We start from the raw sequence: 18,418 nt of genomic DNA, 5'->3' as shown, positions 1-18,418 counted from the left end.
ATGCCACCCATGCTCAGGGAGGAATCGATGAAACATCTGCGTCTGCCCGGCCTCCAGTTCACGCTGATTCTGGCAGTGGTTCTGCCGCTGCTGCTGGTCAGTGGTGTGGCGGTCTACTGGGGGCTGGGCGTGATCCAGTCCCACGATGAGGAGCGTCTCCAGCAGGACCTGGCGCTTCTGGCCCAGGCAACCCGTTATCCGCTCTCCCGGGCGCTCCAGAACGGGGACTATGTCCAGGTCAACGACATCACCACCTCCATCTTCAGTGTGGGGCGTGTCTACGGGGCTTCCGTTTACGATCAGCGTGGCGACCGTGTCTCACAGGTGGGCATTGTGGACCGGGATGTGAGTGACAGCCGCAGCGCAGCGGATGCGGTGGCGCAGGGGGATGACCTCGGAACCTATCGGGAGATTGAGGGCGAGGATGTGTTCTCCCACTTCACGCCGCTGTTCAGCGAGGATGGCCGGATCATCGGGCTGTTGCAGATCACCCGCCAGCGCAGCGATTTCGACCAGAGGCTGGCGGATCTGCGCAACAACGCCTGGTGGATCTGGTCGCTGACCGCCGGTGCCATACTGCTCGTGGCAATCGGCGGGCATTATGGTGGCGTGGGGCGCCACGTCGGCCGGCTTTCCAGCGTCATGGCCCGGGTCCAGGACGGCGACCGGCGCATTCGGGCCCAGTTGCGGGGGCCGCGGGAAACCCGTCAGCTGGCGGCGGCACTCAACGAGATGCTCGACAGCATCGAAGCGGCGGAACAGGAGATCATTGACCAGAAAGCGCGGGAGACGCGGCTTAATCAACGCCTGCAGCACCAGGAGAAAATGGCCATGATCGGGCGGGTGGCCGGCGGTGTCGCCCACGAGCTGGGGGCGCCGCTGAGTGTCATCGACGGCCGCGCCCGCATGCTGGAGCGCCGTACAGGGGATGAGCGTGGTCAGCGCAATCTCGGGGATATACGTCACCAGGTCCAGCGCATGACCCGGATCGTACAGCAGCTTCTGGACTGTTTCCGGCATTCCCCCAGTGCCGCCGAGGAGCGCTTCACCACCGCGCAGTTGATGACCGGCGTGCTCGATGCCCATGGTGATGCCCCTGAAGGGATCACCCTGGAAATCGACAACGCGGCGCCGGAGGCGGTGATCAATGGCGACCGGACACGCTGTGAGCTGGCGGTCTCCAACCTGCTGCGCAATGCCTTTCTGGCGGCCAGCTCCCGGGTCATGCTGAGTGTCCGAAAGGGGCCCCAGGCCATTGCCGTAACCGTCGAGGATGATGGTCCGGGCATCCCGCCCGGTGATCGCGAAGCCGTTCTTGAGCCTTTCCACACCACCCGTGCTTCCGGTGAGGGCACGGGCCTGGGGCTGGCCGTGGTCCGCAGTGTGATGCAGGAACACGGGGGTGCCATCATCATTGGAAGCAGCCGCTGGGGTGGTTGTGCCATGGTACTGCAGTGGCCAAGGGCCGGTGGATCGGAAGGAGGTGAATCCGCATGAGTGTGCGTATCCTGGTCATCGAGGACGATTCGAGCCTGCTGGATCTGCTGCGCGAGGAGCTGGAGGCGGAAGGCTACGAGGTGGTCACCACCCAGCGGGCTGATGAGGGCCTCCGGCTCTGCCAGGAAGGGGCGCCGGATCTGGTGGTATCGGATCTGCGCCTGCCGGACAGCGATGGCATGGCCGTACTGCGGGGGACTCAGGCGCTTCCTGAGCCACCGCTGTTTGTTCTGATCACCGCCTTCGGGACCGTGGATCAGGCGGTGGATGCCCTCAAAGCCGGTGCGGATGAGTTCCTGACCAAGCCCCTGTCCATGGATCACCTGCTTCTGATGATCCGGCGTCTGCTTGAACAGCGGGCGCTGCGCCGTGAGGTGGATGCCTATCGCTCCAGTGGGGATGCCGCTGGTTTCCACGGGATCATTGGTGGCAGCGACCCCATGCATCGGCTGTACGATCAGATCCGGCAGGTGGCAACCGGGGCCATGCCGGTGCTGGTGCTGGGGGAAAGTGGGGTGGGCAAGGAGCTGGTGGCCAGGGCCCTCCATGCGGAGAGCCCGCGGGCGGAGAAACCTTTTGTGGCGGTCAACTGCGCCGGTATTCCCGCGGATCTCATGGAAAGCGAATTCTTCGGCCATGCCAGGGGTGCTTTCACCGGCGCGGATCGGGCGCGGACGGGTCTTTTCGGTCAGGCCGATGGCGGCACACTCCTGCTTGATGAGATCGCGGAAATGCCGCTGGCGCTGCAGGCCAAGCTGCTGCGGGCGTTGCAGGAGGGCAGTATCCGCCCCGTGGGGTCGGATTGCGAGCAGAGCGTGGATGTGCGGGTGATCGCCGCCACCCATCAGGATCTGCAGGCCCGCGTGGCCAACGGTGACTTCCGTGAGGATCTCTACTACCGGCTGGAAGCGCTTGCACTGGAGGTGCCGCCGCTGCGTGAGCGTGCCGATGATATTGAGCGGCTGGCCATGTTTTTTCTGGACGCCTCGCTGCGGCGCAGTGAGCGCGGGGACCTGCGCTTTGATGACGCGGCTCTGGCCTGCCTGCGCGCCTACGACTATCCCGGCAACATCCGTGAGCTGGCCAATGTGGTCGAGCGGGCGGTGACGTTCTGCAATGGCGAGCGCATCCTGCCGGAGCATCTGCCACCGCGGGTGCGGGAAGCGAGTGACGCCGCCGGGTCGCCTCCCGAACCCACGGGTGCGGACACGCAGGGGCTTCTTGCGCCGGGGGAGGCGCTGCCGACACTGGAGACGCTGCAGCAGCGGTATGTGGAGCATGTGCTGGCGCAGGTGGCGGGGAACAAGCGCCAGGCCGCCCGCATTCTGGGCGTGAACCGCCGGACCCTCTATCGCTGGTTATCGGAGGATGACGAAGACTCCGCGTAACCCGGCAGACGATCCATTTCATCCCATGGCTCGCCATGGGTGCCTTCCCGGCATGCCACCCGCCGGTGCAGCGCGGCCCGGGCCATCATGTGGGCGCTGACCGGGGCCGTGGCGAACAGAAAGACGGTGATCAGTATCTCCTGTGCGCTCAGACCCTCGTGGCCCACGCCGAACCAGATCATGGAGCCCAGCAGTGTGGCGCCCACGCCCAGAGTGCTGGCCTTGGTGGGGCCATGAAGGCGCATGTAGACGTCCGGCATGCGCGCCAGCCCTATGGAACCCAGAAGGGCCACCAGGGCACCGCTGAGCAGCAGCAGTGCGATCAGTGCATCCAACCAGAACGGCAGTGCCATGCTTTCCCCCATCATTCGATCACGTCCCCGCGCACCAGGTACTTGGTCATGGCCACCGTGCTTACGAATCCCATGAGCGCGATCAGCAGGGCCGCTTCGAAGATCAGTGATGAGTCCATGTAGATGCCACCCAGAACGATCACGGCGATGGCATTGACGTTGAGGGTGTCCAGGCCAAGGATCCGGTCGACGATGTCCGGCCCGCGCAGCAGGCGGTACAGGTTCAGAAGCAGGCTCAGGCTGAACAGCGCAAGGGCGATGGGCAGTACTGTGGCGGTCATTCCAGGATCTCCCTGAGCGGTGTCTCGTAGCGTTCGCGGATCTGTTCGATGAGTTCGTCCTCATCGTCCAGATGCAGGACATGCACCAGCAGGTAGGCCCGGTCCGGGCTCAGGCCCGCGGACACCGTGCCCGGAGTCAGCGAGATGCTGCTGGCCAGCATGGTGATGGCGAACTCATTGGTCAGCGACAGGGGGTAACGCACGAATGCCGGCGTCAGCGTATCCGGATCGCGCAGGATCAGTCGTGCCACACTCAGGTTCGAGCGCAGTATGTCCACCAGCAGCCGCAGCATGTACAGCAGCAGGCGGCCCGGGTTGTGCAGGTGCGGACGTTCCGGCCAGAACTGCTGGGTCGAGAAGGGGATCAGCCAGCCCAGCACCGCCCCGATCAGCACCTGCCCCGGGCTGATCGAGTTGACCAGCAGCAGCCAGAGCACCAGCAGGAACAGCGAAAAGTGGGGCCTGGGCCACCAGTGGGTCAGCTGCGGCATCAGTGTCATGTCAGTGCCCTCCCGTCAGTCTGAGCCCGGCCTCATGGACCGCCCTCACGTAATCACCGGGCGCCATCAGCTGTGCCGCTACTGACCGGGTATAGTCCATCAACGGTGCTGCGGCCAGGCTCAGCACCAGTCCGGCCCCTACCAGAACGATCACACAGGCGAGCCGAACCCGGTCGGCCCTCATGTCATGATCCCGTTCCGGTGACTGGCGCCAGAAGAACTTGCTGCCCGCCCGGCTGAGTGCCACCAGCATCAGGAAGCCGGCCCCGAGCAGAAGCGGCCAGAAAATTCCGGCGGCGCCTTCCGCGAGGCTCGCCTGGAGCATCCAGGCCTTGCTGACAAAACCGCTGAACGGCGGAAGCCCGGCCAGCGCCACTGCGCCAAAGAAGAACAGGATACCCAGGGTTCGCCTGTCCTTCATGGCGGCGGTGACGACCATGTAGTCTCCGGCTGCACCGCGCTGGCGGGCAATCAGGTCCGCGAACAGGAAGAAGCCTCCGGTCAGCAGTGTGGTGTGCACCAGATAGAAGAGCGCGGCGGCCAGGGCTTCGGTACTGCCCAGGGCAATGATCGCCATGAGGGTGCCTGTGGAGACGATGACCATGTAGGCGGTCATGTTGCGCAGGCTGGTGGCGCCCAGAACCCCGATGCCACCCAGCGCCAGCGTGGCCAGCGCGAGGGGCCAGAGCCACTGCCAGGCGGTCAGGGCCGCCAGTGGTTGATCCAGGGCGAACACCAGCGGAAAGACACGGATCATGGCGTACAGGCCGACCTTGGTCATGACCGCAAACAGGGCCGCTACTGGTGCGGCGGCCGCAGTGTAGGCGCGTGGCAGCCAGAACAGCAGCGGCAGCAGAGCCGCCTTGACTCCGAAAACCACCAGCAGCACCAGGGAGGCGGCCTGCAGAAGCGGCTGGTCGGCCTGTGGCGCATTGCTGATGCGTGTGGCCAGATCCGCCATGTTCAGTGTGCCCGTGAGGCCGTAGAGCATGCCCAGTGCCAGCAGGAAGAGCGCCGAGCCGATCAGGTTGATGATCACATAGTGCAGCCCGGCCCGGCTGCGTGCGGTGCCCCCGCCGTGCAGCAGCAGGGCGTAGGAAGCGATCAGCAGTACCTCGAAGAAGACGAAGAGGTTGAAGATGTCGCCGGTCAGGAAGGCGCCGTTGAGCCCCATGAGCTGGAACTGGAAGAGGGCGTGGAAATGGGCGCCGGCATCGTCATCACCCCGGCAGGCGTAGATGAGCGCCGGCACGGCCAGGGTGGCGGTCAGCACCAGCATCAGTACGCTCAGCCGGTCCGGAACCAGCACAATCCCGAAAGGTGGCGCCCAGCCACCGAGGGCATAGACCAGCCGTCCGTGCTCCAGGACCATGCTCCCCAGCCAGAGCACCAGGCCGAGACCGGCCACAGTGGCGCCCAGGCTGATGAAGCGCTGGGCGTTCAGGCCCAGGCGCGGCAGGGTGACCAGCAGTGCTCCGGTGATCAGGGGCAGAAGTATGGGCAGGACCGGCAGGTGATTCATGGGCGCCAGTCCTCCTCGGGATCCACGCCGTCAACGTGGTCATTGCGCAGCTCCACCGCGGCGCGCAGGGCGAGCACCACCACGAACGCCGTCATGGCGAAGCTGATCACGATGGCTGTCAGCACCAGTGCCTGGGGCAGAGGGTCCGTTGGGTCCGCGGATTCACCGATGACCGCCGGGGCCGCCAGTGCCAGCCGGCCACTGGCGAACAGGAAGAGGTTGACGCCATGGGACAGAAGGGTCAGTCCCATGATGACCGGGAAGGTGCGACCGCGCAGCACCAGGTAGATGCCACAGGCGGTGAGCACGCCGACAGCAATGGCGTAGAGTGCTTCCATCTATCCGATCTCCTTGCCGGGGCCGTGCACGGTCATGAGTTTGCCCAGGTTGGCGAGGATCAGCAGTGTGGCCCCGACCACGGTGGTGAAGACGCCCAGGTCGAACAGCAGCGCGGTGGCCAGCTCCAGATGACCCAGCAGGGGCAGTTTGTAATGCCCGAACCAGGAGCTGAGGAACGCTTCGCCGAACACCAGGCTGCCCAGCCCGGTGCCGCAGGCAAGCAGCAGCCCCAGCCCGATCAGGGGCCGGAAGGGTGTGAGCATGCGTTCATGGGCCCAGGCAAGACTGCCGGCCATGTACTGCAGTGAGAGCGCAACCGCCGTGATCAGTCCGGCGATGAAACCGCCACCAGGCATGTTGTGCCCACGCAGGAAGATGTAGGCCGAGACCATCAGCGCTATGGGCAGTATCGGCCGCGCCATGGTGCGCAGGATCAGCGGGTGGGGATTCGAGGCCCAGTACTGGTCCCGCTCCTGCGGGATACGGTCCTTGAGCTGGAGGTTGCGGGTCAGGGCGAAGACGGCCACGGCTGCGATTCCCAGCACCGTGATCTCGCCCAGGGTATCGAAGCCGCGGAAATCCACCAGTATGACATTGACCACATTGCTCCCGCCGCCACCCGGTTTGCTCTGGCTCAGGAAGAACTCCGCGATGGTGCTGTGGGGGCGGGTCATGATCGCGAAGGACACCAGTCCGACACCGAGCCCACCCAGAGTGGCAACGCCCAGGTCACGACCCTTTCGCAACCGGCTCGACTCAAGGGGCGTGGTCTGTGGCAGGAAGGACAGGGCCAGCATCATGATGATCACCGCCATAACCTCGACCGAGAGCTGTGTCAGCGCCAGGTCCGGCGCCGAGAAGCGGGCAAAGGTGAGAGTGACGAAAAGCCCGGCGCTGCCAAGCAGGAGCAGGGCGAACAGGCGCTGGTGGTGGCCGAGCACCACCCCTACCGCTGAGGCCATCAGCAGTACCAGGCCCAGACCGGTCAGGGGATCCACGGGTGTCATGGTCTCGCCACCGTGCCACTGGATGCCGGAAAGCAGAACCGGTCCGGCCAGCACAATGGCCGAGAGGATGATCAGGGCGATGTAGCGCTGGACCGAGCCGTTCTCCAGTGCATGGACCAGCCGTTCGGCCGTACCGCCGGCGCGGGTCATCAGCCATTCAAAGATCTCACGGGCATCGGCCGGAGGCAGCTGGTCGTAAAGCCGGAACAGTGGCTCCCGGGCCATGTAGACGAGCAGACCGCCAAGCATGGCCGCCAGGCTCATGAAGAAGGCGGTGCCGATGTGGTGGAGCTGGTGCATGTCGTAGTCGGGCAGGGCGCTGCCTGCCGCCGCGGAGGCGACGGGGCCGATGAGACCATGGACCACCGACTCGGCATGCCAGCTCACCAGCACCACCGCCAGCGCCAGCACGGCAGCCGGGACCTGTATGCCCACGCCGGGGTTCTTAGGGGGCCAGACCGGCAGATCCTGCGGTTTACCGTTGAAGAACACGTTGTGGAAGATGCGGAAGGAATAGGCGGCGGAGAACAGGCCGGCAATGGCGGCCAGTGCCGGTGTGAGCCATTGCAGGGGCGGCATCACGGATGCGTTCATGCTCTCGATGAAGAACATCTTCTTGCTCAGATAACCGCCGAGCAGCGGCAGCCCGGCCATGGAGGCGGCGGCCACGGCGCTGATGACTGTCAGAGCCGGAAGTGTTCGCCACAGGCCGTTGATGCGGCGCATGTCCCGGGTGCCGGTTGCCTTCTGGACGGCGCCGGCCATCATGAACAGCGGTGCCTTGAACAGGGCATGGTTCAGCAGGTGGAAGAGCGCGGCCACCATAGCCATGCGTGTGCTCAGCCCCACCAGGAGGGTGATCAGCCCGAGATGGCTGACGGTGGAATAGGCCAGAAGCTCCTTGGTGTCATGCTTGAACATGGCGATGAAGGCGCCCGTCAGCAGTGTGGCCATGCCGGCGGTTGAAATGCTGTAGAGCCAGGCGTCCGTGTCCCCCAGGGCGGGGTGGAGCCGGGCCAGGAGGAAGATGCCGGCTTTCACCATGGTGGCCGAGTGCAGGTAGGCGGAGACCGGCGTGGGCGCCGTCATGGCATTCGGCAGCCAGAGGTGGAACGGGAACTGGGCGGACTTGGTCATGGCGCCGATGAGGACCAGGCCGAGCATCCAGGGGTAGAGCGGGTCCGACGTCAGTGCTGTTTCCGGTGCCAGGATGTCACTCAGCTGGAAACTGCCCACGCTGTTACCGATCAGCAGAACCCCCGCCATCAGTGCCAGCCCGCCACCGCCGGTAATCACCAGGGTCATACGCGCGCCACGGCGGGCCGGGCGTTCGTCCTGATGGAAGCCGATCAGGACAAAGGACACCAGGCTGGTCATCTCCCAGAACACCAGCATGAACAGCAGGTTCTCGGAGGTCACGATGCCCAGCATGGCGCCCATGAAGGCCAGCATCAGCGAATGGAAGCGCACGGCCCCGTGCTTGCCGGCGAAATAGAAATGGGCGTAGAGCGTGATCAGCAGGCCCATGCCGGCGATGATGAGCGCGAAGAAAAGCCCCAGTGCATCCAGTCGGAAGGCCGGCGAGAGACCGATCCCGGGCAGCCAGGGGTAGTGTTCGATGAGAATGGCGCCTCCCAGAACATCCGGGGCCTGGCTCAGCAGCACGCTGACCACGGTGATTCCGATGGCTCCGGCAATCAGGGCAGGCAGGATCGCTGTCGAGCGCCGCGAGACCAGCGGCGTAATCAGGGCCCCGAGCAGGGGCAGCGCGACAATCGACAGCAGCATCATGAACGCAGGTATCCTTGAGTTCCGACGCCGCGAAGGGTAATGGACGGGGGCTGGATTGTCAGCTACCCGAAGGAGGTATAGGCTGCTTCCGTTATGAGAGAGATCCCTGCCCGAGATCCTGAGCGTGAGCGTGCCACACTGGCACGGCTGGAGCGGTTTGCCCGTCTGACCGACTCCCGTTTCCGGGTTCCCCTCACCCGCATCCGTTTCGGTATCGGCCCCCTGCTTGGCCTGGTTCCGGGGGTCGGGGATGTCGCCGGGCTGGTGCTGTCGCTGTACCTGATCCAGCAGGCCCGCCAGATCGGGGCACCCCGCTCCCTTCAGCTGCGCATGCTGGGTAACGGCCTGGTGGATGCCGTGGGAGGCACCCTGCCGGTGGCCGGTGATGTGTTCGATGTGTTCTACCGTGCCAACAACCGCAATGTGATACTGCTGCGAGAGCATCTGGAGTCGCGGCTCGCCGAGCCTGAGCCGGGATGGTGGCCGCATCCCGCGTGGCTGCTGGCGGCTGCGCTGTTGCTGGTGGGGTTGATATGGCTGATCGTCGTCTAAACCGCTTGCATCCTGTGCCAATGGAGTGAAACTGGGCGGCAGGAATCTACGACCGGAAACAAACGCATGTCTGAACCCGTTCAGTACGCCGGGACCACGCCGGGCTCTGATGCCAGCCCTATTGTCAGCACCCTTGATAACGCGGTGGCGAGCCTGGAGAAGGCCCCATCCCACGCTAAGGTCCATTGCGTAAGTCAGGTCCTGGACCAGGCCCGCAAGCTTCTGGGCCTGCCGGAAGGGCCGGCGCTGCTGTTCGAGCGTGCCCCCCGGCTGGAGCAGGCCGGGCTTTTCGTGGGCAGCGACTGGGAGCTGCCGGATTCCCTCCAGGCGCGCTTTGTGCCCTCCACCTTTGCCGAGGGCGACGCCCGGCTGATTGCCCTGGAGTGTCTCAGCGAACTGCGCATGCTGGCCGTGGCCAGTGGCAGCTGGTTCCATCCGCGGCTGTCCGCCGAGCAGGCGGAACACTTTCTGACCCAGGTGCTGGCCTTCAACCTGCAATCGGTGTTCGGCATCAGTGATGAAGCCGCGCGTAACCGCCCGGCGGACATCCAGCGCATGCTTGACCATCATCTGGGGTTCGTGGCCGAGCACATCGGCTTCGACAGCATTCTGGACCATGTGGTGGCTGAAGTGTGGCGCCTTCTGCGCCAGCGGCCGCTTCAGGTGGACAACATCCGCCAGATGATTGACCGTATCGCGGACTGTCTTTTTGATCCGGAGGTGAGCCTGGGCACCACGGCTCGCGGTGCCGAGCAGCTGGTGAGCGCGCTCTACGGGCCCACTCAGCATTCCCGCGAGGATCCCGGACTGGAGGTCTACGAGGAACGGGTCCGAGGGCTCGACAACATGGCGCTGGACGCCGAAGCCGCCAGTTTCGCCCGCGCCATGCATGATACGGGGCTGGTTTCTCCCTACCATGCGACGTTTCTGCGCTATGCGCTGGAGCAGGACGATGCCGAGATGGTTTCCCGCTGTCTGGGGCTGAGCAGCACCGGCAGGGACTGCCTGCTCTGCTACCGCCGTTTCATGATGGACCTGGCCCGCTACAGCCTCTTTCCGGAGAACTGTCATGCCCTCTATGGGCTTGCCTGTCTGCTGGAGCGGGGCATTCTCTATCAGAACAGCATTGCCGCCGCCCTCTGGCGCCAGATGAAAACCCCGATCCATGCGGATGTGCGCGCGCTGCTGACCGGGCTCTATGGGGATGCCCATGAACCCGGTGTCTATCTGATGGGAGGGCTGATCGGTGCCCTGGGCCTGCCGCTCGGACTGGGCCAGGGCAACAATCCGGCCTGCCAGTCCACCCGTGCGCTCTCCATGTGGGCGTACACGGACCCCGCTTACCTTCTGCAGTTGGTGCGCTGGGCGTCGCGGGACAACCAGGTGGTGATGGAGTTCGAGGGCCAGGCCCTGAACTCCGCCTACCTCTATACGGGTGTGGTCAGCCAGTGGAATCTGGACCTGGATCCGCTGTCACTGGTGCTGGTGCCGCATCTCGACCGGCTTTATCTGGAAATGGGGCGGCTCTCTGACGGCCGCGGGGAGGACCCGCACCGCTGGATCAATCCGGAATTCCACGGCTGGTGGGTGCACCGTGGGTTTGCGATCGCGGTGGACGTGGAGACCGGCAAGCTCGAGGATCCGGACGGTTTCATCCGGACCTTCTATTCACTGTACAACCCGCTCTACAACGGCAATACCCCCGTGGTGCACCCACAGCCGGCCGGTATTGCCGTCACCGACAGCCAGGCCCGGTTCGTGGGCTGGCACGCCATCGCCATACTGCGTGTGGCCCTGGACCAGGACGAGGTGATGCGGGTGTATTTCTACAACCCCAACAACGACAGCGGTCAGGACTGGGGCAAGGGCGTGACCGTCTCCACCGAGGGCTATGGCGAGCAGCACGGCGAATCGTCCCTGCCGATCAGCGAATTCACATCGCGGCTCTATATCTTCCACTACGATGTGACCGACTGGCAGCTGCACACCACCGAAGTCCCGCCTGAAGAGATTCAGGGCGTGCGTGCCCTGGTGGAAGGCAGCTGGGCCGCGGACCGGCTGTAGGAGCGCGCTTGCGCGCGATCACATGCCAGCCACGGTAAAGCGCCCCTCCGGGAACCATCGCGCGCAAGCGCGCTCCTACGGGGGTGAGGTTCAGAACGAGCGACGGTGGTCGTAGGCCTGTTCCGGCTTGCCCGTGTTGCGTGCCACCGCCGTGCGCTGGTTGGCCCGCGCAATGATCTTCTTCTGAAGGCGGCTTTCCCAGCCCAGCGCCGTGCGGTCATCCGCCTGCCAGGCACGGTTGTAGAGCAGTTTGGTGGCCGCCACCGCATCCGGCGATTTCGCTTTCAGCTCCTCCACGAACGCCAGGGCGTCATCCAGGGGGGTATCGCTCACATGCGTGACCATCCCCAACCGTTCCGCTTCGGGCGCCTCGACGACCCGGGCGGTCATGGTCAGCTCCTTGGCCTTGTCGATGGGCATGAGTTCGGAGAGGGTGGTGGTGATGCTCATATCCGGAATCAGCCCCCACTTCGCTTCCATGATCGAGAACTCGCAATCCCGCGTGCTGTAACGGAAATCCGCGCCCAGCGCGATCTGCAGACCACCGCCGTAACAGACACCATGGGTCACGGCGATCACCGGCGCCGGCACCTCCCGCCACAGGTAGCCCACGTCCTGGGCCAGGTTGCTGATCTTCCGGCCCGGCTTGAACAGCAGCTTGGCGAAGTTGACCGGATTTGCCGACACGCTCTTCACATCCAGTCCGGAGCAGAAAGCCTTGCCGGCCCCCTGAATGATGACGGCCCGGATCGAACGATCCTTCTTCAGGGTTTTCGCGGTGCTGGCGATGGCATCGAACATCGCCATATCCAGGCCGTTGTACTTGTCCGGCCGGTTCAGTGTGACGTAGGCGATGTCGTTTTCGATTTCCAGAGTGACTCGGTCAGACATGGTATTTCCTTTTTGGGCCGGATATCTCGAAATCTCTGAACGGATAGGGGCTGGTAATCTCTGACGGGAATGTCTGGAGCCATGGATGGCGGAAGACAAGCGTACAGGGATGTATTTACAGCGTTTCCCGGCAGAGATTACCAGCCCCTATCCTGCGCGTACACTCAGGCTGGAGAGGGTGCCTCTGTCTGCATAGGCGCCTGATACCGCCGCAACCGAAGCGCATTGGTCAGCACACAGACACTGGACGCGGCCATCGCCAGCGCCGCAAACATCGGCGACAGCAGCACCCCGATGAAGGGATACAGGATCCCCGCTGCTACTGGAATCAGCAGCGTATTGTACCCGAACGCCCAGAACAGGTTCTGCTTGATGTTGCGGATGGTTGCCCGGGACAGCCCTATGGCATTGGGTACGTTCTGGAGATCCCCGGACATCAGCACCACCTCCGCCGACTCGATGGCGATGTCCGTCCCGGTGCCGATGGCAATGCCCACATCCGACTGGGCCAGCGCCGGCGCGTCATTGATGCCGTCGCCCACGAAGGCAACTGCGCGACCGCCCTCCTGCAGGGCCTTGACCGCATCCACCTTGCCGTCCGGCAGCACCTCCGCCTGGACTTCATCAATACCACACTGGCGGGCGATGGCGTTGGCAGTGTGCTGGTTATCCCCGGTGATCATGGCCACGCGCAGGCCCGCGTCATGCAGGTGCCGGATGGCATCAACCGTGGTTTCCTTGAGTGGGTCCGCCACGGCGATCACGGCGGCCAGTTGCCGGTCCACGGCCGCGTACAGTGGTGTGCGGCCCTGATGGCCCAGCTTCTCCGCGGTATTGCCGGCCTGGTCGGTGGGGACGCCCAGCTCTTTCATGTAACCGGCCCCGCCCAGGGCCACTTCATGGCCATCCACCTGGGCGATAACGCCCTTGCCGGTCGCTGTATCAAACCCGGATACTTCAGAGAGGTTCAGTTCACGCGCCTCGGCGGCCGCCACAATGGCCCGGGCAATGGGGTGTTCCGAAGCCTGCTCGACACTGGCGACCAGCCGCAGAAGCTCGTCCTCCTGTTGATCACCCATGACCTCGAAGTCCGTCATCTCCGGCTGACCACGGGTGAGGGTGCCGGTCTTGTCGAACGCGACCACGTCGGTATTGCGCAGCCGCTGCAGAGCGTCGCCGCGGCGGAAGAGGATGCCCATCTCGGCACCCTTGCCGGTGCCCACCATGATGGATGTGGGCGTGGCCAGGCCCATGGCGCAGGGGCAGGCGATGATCAGCACTGCCACGCCGTTGATGAGTGCGAAGCTGAGTGCCGGATCCGGTCCGAACAGCAGCCAGATGCCGAAGGTCAGGGCGGCGGCCACCATGACCACCGGAACAAAGACACCGGCCACCCGGTCCACCAGCGCCTGGATGGGCAGCTTGGAGCTCTGGGCCTCCTCCACCATGCGCACGATCTGCTGCAGGGTGGTGTCATTGCCCACGCGGGTTGCGGTGAAGGTAAGGCTGCCGGACTGATTGATGGTGCCGCCCACGACCTCGTCGTCCTCGGCTTTCTCAACCGGTACCGGCTCGCCTGTGATCATGGATTCATCCACCCAGGAACCGCCGCCGGTTACGGTTCCGTCCACCGGGATCTTCTCGCCGGGGCGTACCTGGACTGTATCGCCCTGAACAACATCCTCAATGGCGATCTCCTGGGCGTCGCCATCGCGGATCACGCGCGCAGTGCGTGCCTGGAGCGTGAGCAGCCGCTTGATCGCTTCACCCGTCCTGCCTTTCGCCCGCGCTTCCATGTAGCGTCCCACCAGGATCAGGGTCACGATGACCGCCGCGGCCTCGTAGTATACCTGCACCTGACCTTCGGGCAGGATTGAGGGCAGGAAGGTGGCCACCACGGAGTAACCCCAGGCCGCCGTCGCACCCAGCATCACCAGTGAGTTCATGTCCGGGCCACCGCGCAGCAGGGCGGGTAACCCCTGGCGGAAGAAGCGCAGGCCGGGGCCAAACAGGACAATGGTGGCCAGAACGAAGAACAGGTAGTACAGCGGCTGCTGGCCGATGGCCTGCATCTGCCATTCATGGAAGGCCGGGATGAAGTGGGCGCCCATATCGAGGATGAACACGGGCAGCGTGAATGCCGCTGCCACCGCCACAGAGCGCTTCAATGCCCGTGCTTCCGTGGCCTGGGCATCCTCCTGATCGTTGCCGGTGGTCTCCTCCCGGATCGGCGACGCACTGTAGCCGCTTTCGCTGATGGCGCGGGCCAGTTCACCGGCTTCGACGGTGCCGGCCACCACCTCCACCGTGGCCTTTTCTGTCGCCAGGTTCACGCTGGCATCCACCACGCCGGATACGGCCAGCGCGGCCTCTTCCACTCGGCTGACACAGGAACCGCAGTGCATGCCGGTGACCTGGAAGCGGAAGGTTTCGGTCGCCACATCGAATCCGGCCTTCTGGACCGCCTCTTTCAGGGTCCCTGGGGAGACGGAGTCGCCTGCATGGACCCGGGCTCTGCCTGTGGCCAGGTTCACACTGGCTTCGCTGACGCCGTCCACGCCGTGAAGGGCCTTCTCTGTCTTGCTGACACAGCCGCCGCAGTTCAGCCCTTCAATGGTGAGGTCGTATTCGCGCTCTGTTGTACTCATGGGTGCTCCTCCTGCCGCTACATTCAGCGGTTGAGATCCTTGTGCCAGACCTCTGGGTTAGCGTATACAAACAGAATAAATGCCGTACCATGGTACGGGGTCAAGTTCAGGATCCGGGAGAACCATGCTGACCATTGGAAAACTTGCCGCTGCCTGTGATGTGGGGGTGGAAACCGTCCGTTTCTACCAGCGCAAAGGGTTGCTTGAGACCCCATCGAGTGAAGGTGGCGTAAGACACTACGGCAATGAGGACGTGCGTCGTCTCCGTTTCATCCGCAAGGCGCAGGCTGCAGGGTTTTCCCTTGCGGAGATCGGGGAATTGATCGGCCTGGATGCCAGTCATGATCATACGCGGGCTCGGGAACTCGCCCGGACCCGTATCGAGGCCCTTGAGGTCAGGATCCGTGAGCTGCAGCAGGCGCGCGATTCCCTGAGGCAGCTTGCAGCGGAGTGTGAAGCGGACGATTCTGGACCCTGTCCGATTCTGGAATCATTCGGGGTCTGACTGAGGCAACAGGCTGCAGCCTCAGCCGAGCTTGAGACCACTCAGCATGGGTTCGAAAACAAAGCTCAGAAGGAAGGCGAGGATTGCCGCTCCCCCTCCCATGGCCAGGGTCTCAAGCCCGGCCCGGAAGCGGCTCATCCCCAGGATCTGGCCCTTGACCCAACCGATTCCGAAAAGGGCGAGGATCGCGACTGCACCACTTACCAGAAACATTTGCAGACCTGCCAGGAAGGGAATGAGGAAAGGCAGCAGTGGTATCAGCCCCACACCAATGAACACCCAGAAGGTGGAGGCAGCGGCCTTCATGGGCGCCGGACCTGAAAGGGCGTAGCCGAATTCCTCCTGAATCATGGTGTTCACCCAGAGGCGCTTATCCGCGCTGATGGTCTCTACCACCTGCTCCAGTATGTCCCCTGAAAAGCCTTTCTGCCGGAAAATCTCACGGATCTCCTCGCGTTCGCCTTCGGGATCGTGATGGATGTGGCGTGCCTCCTGTTCGCGCAAGCGGTCCCGCGCATCATGGTCGCTTTTCACTGCCTGGTAGTTACTCACTCCCATGCTGAAGGCATCCGCGATAAGGCTCGCGATGCCGAGTACGAAGGCGACCATGCCTGGAAGGCCAGCGCCGGCCACACTGGCGATGACGGCCACGGTGGTGACGCAGCCATCGATACCACCGAGTATTGCATCCCTCAGGTAGCTCTGCTGCGGTTGCTGCGACAGGCGTTCCCGGATGGCATCCGGCTGGTGGCTGTGTTCCAGTGGGTTATCGTCCATTCAGGGCTCCCTGGGTCGCGTACAATTACCCGCCAATGTAACCCCTGTGGGCGTTTATAGCATTGTTACACGTCTAATCGGCAGCATAGAGTGACCCCATGGATACCCAGACCAGTGCCCTCCACGAGGTCCGCCTCGATCATGTCGTGTCGCTGTTGGCCCGGAGTACGGCCCGCAGTGTGATTGACCTGGGCTGTGGTTCCGGTGCCCTGCTTCAGCGGTGCCTGGAATCCGGGGCGTTTGACCGTCTGGTGGGGTTGGAGTCTTCCGGCGTCTCATTGCGCAACGCGCGGGAACGCCTGGCTCACTGGCTGGAGCAGCCGGAGCCGAGGGTCCAGCTCGTCCGGGGTTCCTTTCAGGAGCCGAATGCCGCCTGTTCAGGCTTCGATGCGGCAGCGATGGTGGAAGTCATCGAGCATGTTCCACCACGGGATCTGTCGACCGTTGAGCGGGCGGTTTTCGAGTATTTCCGACCGTCCTTCCTGGTCATGACCACGCCCAACCGTGATTACAATCCCCTGTTCGATCTTGCTCCCGGCGAGCTCCGCGACCCTGACCACCGGTTTGAATGGAGCCAGGCCCGTTTCCGCCAGTGGGCCTCCGGTGTCGCCAAGCGCAACGGCTACCGTGTGCGTTTCGGCGGCATCGGCGAAGCGGATCCGGAGCTGGGCTCACCCTCGCAGTTGGCGTGTTTTGAGCGTATCGATTAACCCATACCGCTTCGAGCGCTCGATTTGAGACAGCCATAACACTCCGGATCGCCAGTGGGTGACCTGTCCCACATCCCGTGCTGACCGCGATTGATAAACTGGCCGCCGCCTATCCCGGTAATCCGGAGTCTGGAGGTTATGGCGATCCGGTTGATTACGGTCTTTTTCCTTTTCTGCGCTCTGTTCGTTCCGTCAGCGCTGGCCTCCTCGTTGGACCGTGCACGGGCAGCGCTCGACCAGGATACCCCGGAGCGTGCGGAATCCATCCTGTCCGAGAATATCCAGCCCGACAGTGTGAGCGATGAGGAGCGTGATGAACTCTTTTTCCTGCTCGCCGAGACCGCACGTCACTACGAGCACTTCAGTGAGGCCGGTAACCAGCTTAACCGCATCAGTGACCCGTTCTGGGGGGGCATGGGGTATTACAACCTGGCCATGGCGTACTTGGAGCGGGAATCGCTGAGTCGCACGCGCGTTGCGCTGCGGGTGGTCCGGTCGCTGGCTGCTGGCGATGGCTCACTGCGGGGCGCGGATCTGGTCAGCCGGGCGCGTATCGCCGAGGGGCTGCTCGCCCTGCGTCAGGACGATGCCCGGCGGGCGGAGCAGGCCCTGAGCCGTGTGCGCACGGACAGCACCCTGGTCAGCGAGGGCCTCTACCTGCTTGGCATCGCACGGGCTCGAAACGGCAGCCTGCACCGTGCCCTCCAGACCTGGCAGCGGGTGGCGCGTTTTCCGGTGGCCTGGCCGGGGGTGGCGGAGGCACGGTTGGCGCGCGTCTGGGGTTACAGCGAGTCCGGTCATCACGGTGAAGCGCTGACAACGGCGGAACGCAACCATGCCTACCTTGAGCGCAGCATCGAACGGCTTGACGGCCTGCGGGAAGAGGTGAGGGAACACGGGTTGGCGCGCCTGATCCGTTCGGAGCTGCAGGGAGATCAGGATCTGGTTGAGTTCCTGCGGGGCAGCAGGAACCACACCCGTTCGCCACTGATTGCCTGGGTGCTGGAATACGTGGCGGACGGCGGCGATCCCTCGGTGGAATCAGCGAAACTGGATTCCGGATTTCTCGGGTTCCTGGCAGATGAGCGTGAACGGCTGGTGGGGTTCCGGGACCGCAACCTGCGGCAGCAGGCGCTGGTCTATGAGCAGGTGGCCCTGCGCCAGACGGAAAGACCGGTTCAGCGGGGCGGATGGGAATGATGCGTGCCGGTCGCCTCCTGAATGCGGGCCTCATTGCGCTCCTTATGACCGGTGCCAGTGGCGCGCGCGCAACCGTGCTCCTGCAGGAAGGCGCGGCTACGCTGGGGGACCTCAGCCCCATTGTCATCCGTACGGGTAGCGGCACCGGGCCGGACGCCTCGCTGGAAGAGGCGGTGCGCCGTCACGCCCGGGTTTTCCGGCGGGCGGATGACCCGCTGGTGCGGGTGCACACGCTTAACCGCATCCAGAATCTCCAGGCCCGTTTCGGCGATCCGCTGGGCCTCTCCGAGAAAGCCTCAGAACGTCTGCACAGGGAAGCGCTGGACGACTTTGAGACCCTGCTGGCAGGCGCAAAGGGCGAACGGGAGGCGGGGCTGCTGTACGAGGCGGCCC

The 18,418-nt window shown here is 64.2% G+C and carries 17 protein-coding genes; 8 read left to right on the top strand and 9 right to left on the bottom strand.

Annotation, left to right across the window (positions count from 1 at the left end; translation table 11 throughout):
* Window positions 1-27: 27 nt before the first annotated feature.
* Together QZ501_RS10940 and QZ501_RS10935 are read left to right on the top strand one after the other, a co-directional pair.
* Window positions 28-1,497, top strand: coding sequence for an ATP-binding protein (locus QZ501_RS10940; protein ID WP_295719429.1), 1,470 nt, complete (start codon window positions 28-30; stop codon window positions 1,495-1,497).
* Window positions 1,494-2,885: a sigma-54 dependent transcriptional regulator gene (locus QZ501_RS10935; RefSeq protein ID WP_295719428.1), complete on the top strand. Its 1,392-nt coding sequence runs from the start codon at window positions 1,494-1,496 to the stop codon at window positions 2,883-2,885. Before QZ501_RS10940 ends, QZ501_RS10935 begins: the two co-directional genes overlap by 4 nt.
* On the opposite strand, the gene QZ501_RS10930 is transcribed toward QZ501_RS10935, so the two are convergent.
* Genes QZ501_RS10930 through QZ501_RS10905 form a run of 6 tightly spaced genes read right to left on the bottom strand, consistent with a single transcriptional unit; the run spans window position 2,846 to window position 8,678 of the window.
* Complete coding sequence (locus QZ501_RS10930; protein ID WP_295719427.1) at window positions 2,846-3,253, bottom strand: Na+/H+ antiporter subunit G; 408 nt, start codon at window positions 3,251-3,253, stop codon at window positions 2,846-2,848. The genes QZ501_RS10935 and QZ501_RS10930 overlap by 40 nt on opposite strands.
* On the bottom strand, window positions 3,250-3,519 hold the full coding sequence (locus QZ501_RS10925) for a K+/H+ antiporter subunit F (protein ID WP_095618116.1): 270 nt from the start codon (window positions 3,517-3,519) through the stop codon (window positions 3,250-3,252). The genes QZ501_RS10930 and QZ501_RS10925 overlap by 4 nt, the downstream gene beginning before the upstream one ends.
* Entirely contained in the window at window positions 3,516-4,019 is a 504-nt protein-coding gene (locus QZ501_RS10920) for a Na+/H+ antiporter subunit E (RefSeq protein WP_160899296.1), read from the bottom strand. The genes QZ501_RS10925 and QZ501_RS10920 overlap by 4 nt, the downstream gene beginning before the upstream one ends.
* A 1-nt stretch (window position 4,020) precedes the next feature.
* Complete coding sequence (locus QZ501_RS10915) at window positions 4,021-5,541, bottom strand: monovalent cation/H+ antiporter subunit D (protein WP_295719424.1); 1,521 nt, start codon at window positions 5,539-5,541, stop codon at window positions 4,021-4,023.
* The gene (locus QZ501_RS10910) at window positions 5,538-5,879 is read right to left on the bottom strand and encodes a Na+/H+ antiporter subunit C (protein WP_077529163.1); all 342 of its coding nucleotides are present in this window, start codon (window positions 5,877-5,879) and stop codon (window positions 5,538-5,540) included. The genes QZ501_RS10915 and QZ501_RS10910 overlap by 4 nt, the downstream gene beginning before the upstream one ends.
* Window positions 5,880-8,678, bottom strand: coding sequence for a monovalent cation/H+ antiporter subunit A (locus QZ501_RS10905; RefSeq protein ID WP_295719422.1), 2,799 nt, complete (start codon window positions 8,676-8,678; stop codon window positions 5,880-5,882).
* Window positions 8,679-8,771: 93 nt separating this feature from the next.
* Here QZ501_RS10905 and QZ501_RS10900 point away from each other — a divergent pair, with 93 nt between their 5' ends.
* Together QZ501_RS10900 and QZ501_RS10895 are read left to right on the top strand one after the other, a co-directional pair.
* Window positions 8,772-9,230, top strand: coding sequence for a DUF4112 domain-containing protein (locus QZ501_RS10900; protein ID WP_160899299.1), 459 nt, complete (start codon window positions 8,772-8,774; stop codon window positions 9,228-9,230).
* A 66-nt stretch (window positions 9,231-9,296) separates the two neighbouring features.
* Window positions 9,297-11,294: a hypothetical protein gene (locus QZ501_RS10895; protein WP_151440366.1), complete on the top strand. Its 1,998-nt coding sequence runs from the start codon at window positions 9,297-9,299 to the stop codon at window positions 11,292-11,294.
* Between the two features lie 90 nt (window positions 11,295-11,384).
* Here QZ501_RS10895 and QZ501_RS10890 read toward each other — a convergent pair whose 3' ends face one another.
* On the bottom strand, window positions 11,385-12,185 hold the full coding sequence (locus tag QZ501_RS10890; protein WP_295719418.1) for a crotonase/enoyl-CoA hydratase family protein: 801 nt from the start codon (window positions 12,183-12,185) through the stop codon (window positions 11,385-11,387).
* Window positions 12,186-12,349: 164 nt separating this feature from the next.
* On the bottom strand, window positions 12,350-14,833 hold the full coding sequence (locus QZ501_RS10885) for a heavy metal translocating P-type ATPase (protein ID WP_295719416.1): 2,484 nt from the start codon (window positions 14,831-14,833) through the stop codon (window positions 12,350-12,352).
* A 124-nt stretch (window positions 14,834-14,957) separates the two neighbouring features.
* On the opposite strand from QZ501_RS10885, the gene QZ501_RS10880 reads away from it, so the two are divergent.
* The gene (locus QZ501_RS10880) at window positions 14,958-15,338 is read left to right on the top strand and encodes a MerR family transcriptional regulator (protein ID WP_151440363.1); all 381 of its coding nucleotides are present in this window, start codon (window positions 14,958-14,960) and stop codon (window positions 15,336-15,338) included.
* 21 nt (window positions 15,339-15,359) lie between these two features.
* Here QZ501_RS10880 and QZ501_RS10875 read toward each other — a convergent pair whose 3' ends face one another.
* Window positions 15,360-16,115, bottom strand: coding sequence for a VIT1/CCC1 transporter family protein (locus QZ501_RS10875; protein ID WP_151440362.1), 756 nt, complete (start codon window positions 16,113-16,115; stop codon window positions 15,360-15,362).
* A 98-nt stretch (window positions 16,116-16,213) separates the two neighbouring features.
* On the opposite strand from QZ501_RS10875, the gene QZ501_RS10870 reads away from it, so the two are divergent.
* The 3 genes from QZ501_RS10870 to QZ501_RS10860 form a co-directional block, all read left to right on the top strand.
* On the top strand, window positions 16,214-16,825 hold the full coding sequence (locus tag QZ501_RS10870) for a methyltransferase (RefSeq protein ID WP_295719414.1): 612 nt from the start codon (window positions 16,214-16,216) through the stop codon (window positions 16,823-16,825).
* A 138-nt stretch (window positions 16,826-16,963) separates the two neighbouring features.
* Window positions 16,964-18,025: a hypothetical protein gene (locus tag QZ501_RS10865; protein WP_295719412.1), complete on the top strand. Its 1,062-nt coding sequence runs from the start codon at window positions 16,964-16,966 to the stop codon at window positions 18,023-18,025.
* Window positions 18,022-18,418: hypothetical protein (locus QZ501_RS10860; RefSeq protein ID WP_295719410.1), on the top strand; the 397-nt coding region annotated here is incomplete at its 3' end. The genes QZ501_RS10865 and QZ501_RS10860, both read left to right, overlap by 4 nt.

Source organism: uncultured Halovibrio sp., from assembly GCF_913056445.1.
In the GTDB taxonomy this organism is placed as follows: Bacteria; Pseudomonadota; Gammaproteobacteria; order Pseudomonadales; family Oleiphilaceae; genus Halospina; species Halospina utahensis_B.
Note: the sequence above shows the minus strand (reverse complement) of the source record. Positions and strands in the feature narration are given on the sequence as shown.

Excerpts from the sequence above, each read along its gene's own strand:
- QZ501_RS10940 (WP_295719429.1), top strand. The coding sequence starts at position 28 with ATGAAACATCTGCGTCTGCCCGGCCTCCAGTTCACGCTGATTCTGGCA.
- QZ501_RS10935 (WP_295719428.1), top strand. The coding sequence starts at position 1,494 with ATGAGTGTGCGTATCCTGGTCATCGAGGACGATTCGAGCCTGCTGGAT.
- QZ501_RS10930 (WP_295719427.1), bottom strand. The coding sequence starts at position 3,253 with ATGATGGGGGAAAGCATGGCACTGCCGTTCTGGTTGGATGCACTGATC.
- QZ501_RS10925 (WP_095618116.1), bottom strand. The coding sequence starts at position 3,519 with ATGACCGCCACAGTACTGCCCATCGCCCTTGCGCTGTTCAGCCTGAGC.
- QZ501_RS10920 (WP_160899296.1), bottom strand. The coding sequence starts at position 4,019 with ATGACACTGATGCCGCAGCTGACCCACTGGTGGCCCAGGCCCCACTTT.
- QZ501_RS10915 (WP_295719424.1), bottom strand. The coding sequence starts at position 5,541 with ATGAATCACCTGCCGGTCCTGCCCATACTTCTGCCCCTGATCACCGGA.
- QZ501_RS10910 (WP_077529163.1), bottom strand. The coding sequence starts at position 5,879 with ATGGAAGCACTCTACGCCATTGCTGTCGGCGTGCTCACCGCCTGTGGC.
- QZ501_RS10905 (WP_295719422.1), bottom strand. The coding sequence starts at position 8,678 with ATGATGCTGCTGTCGATTGTCGCGCTGCCCCTGCTCGGGGCCCTGATT.
- QZ501_RS10900 (WP_160899299.1), top strand. The coding sequence starts at position 8,772 with ATGAGAGAGATCCCTGCCCGAGATCCTGAGCGTGAGCGTGCCACACTG.
- QZ501_RS10895 (WP_151440366.1), top strand. The coding sequence starts at position 9,297 with ATGTCTGAACCCGTTCAGTACGCCGGGACCACGCCGGGCTCTGATGCC.
- QZ501_RS10890 (WP_295719418.1), bottom strand. The coding sequence starts at position 12,185 with ATGTCTGACCGAGTCACTCTGGAAATCGAAAACGACATCGCCTACGTC.
- QZ501_RS10885 (WP_295719416.1), bottom strand. The coding sequence starts at position 14,833 with ATGAGTACAACAGAGCGCGAATACGACCTCACCATTGAAGGGCTGAAC.
- QZ501_RS10880 (WP_151440363.1), top strand. The coding sequence starts at position 14,958 with ATGCTGACCATTGGAAAACTTGCCGCTGCCTGTGATGTGGGGGTGGAA.
- QZ501_RS10875 (WP_151440362.1), bottom strand. The coding sequence starts at position 16,115 with ATGGACGATAACCCACTGGAACACAGCCACCAGCCGGATGCCATCCGG.
- QZ501_RS10870 (WP_295719414.1), top strand. The coding sequence starts at position 16,214 with ATGGATACCCAGACCAGTGCCCTCCACGAGGTCCGCCTCGATCATGTC.
- QZ501_RS10865 (WP_295719412.1), top strand. The coding sequence starts at position 16,964 with ATGGCGATCCGGTTGATTACGGTCTTTTTCCTTTTCTGCGCTCTGTTC.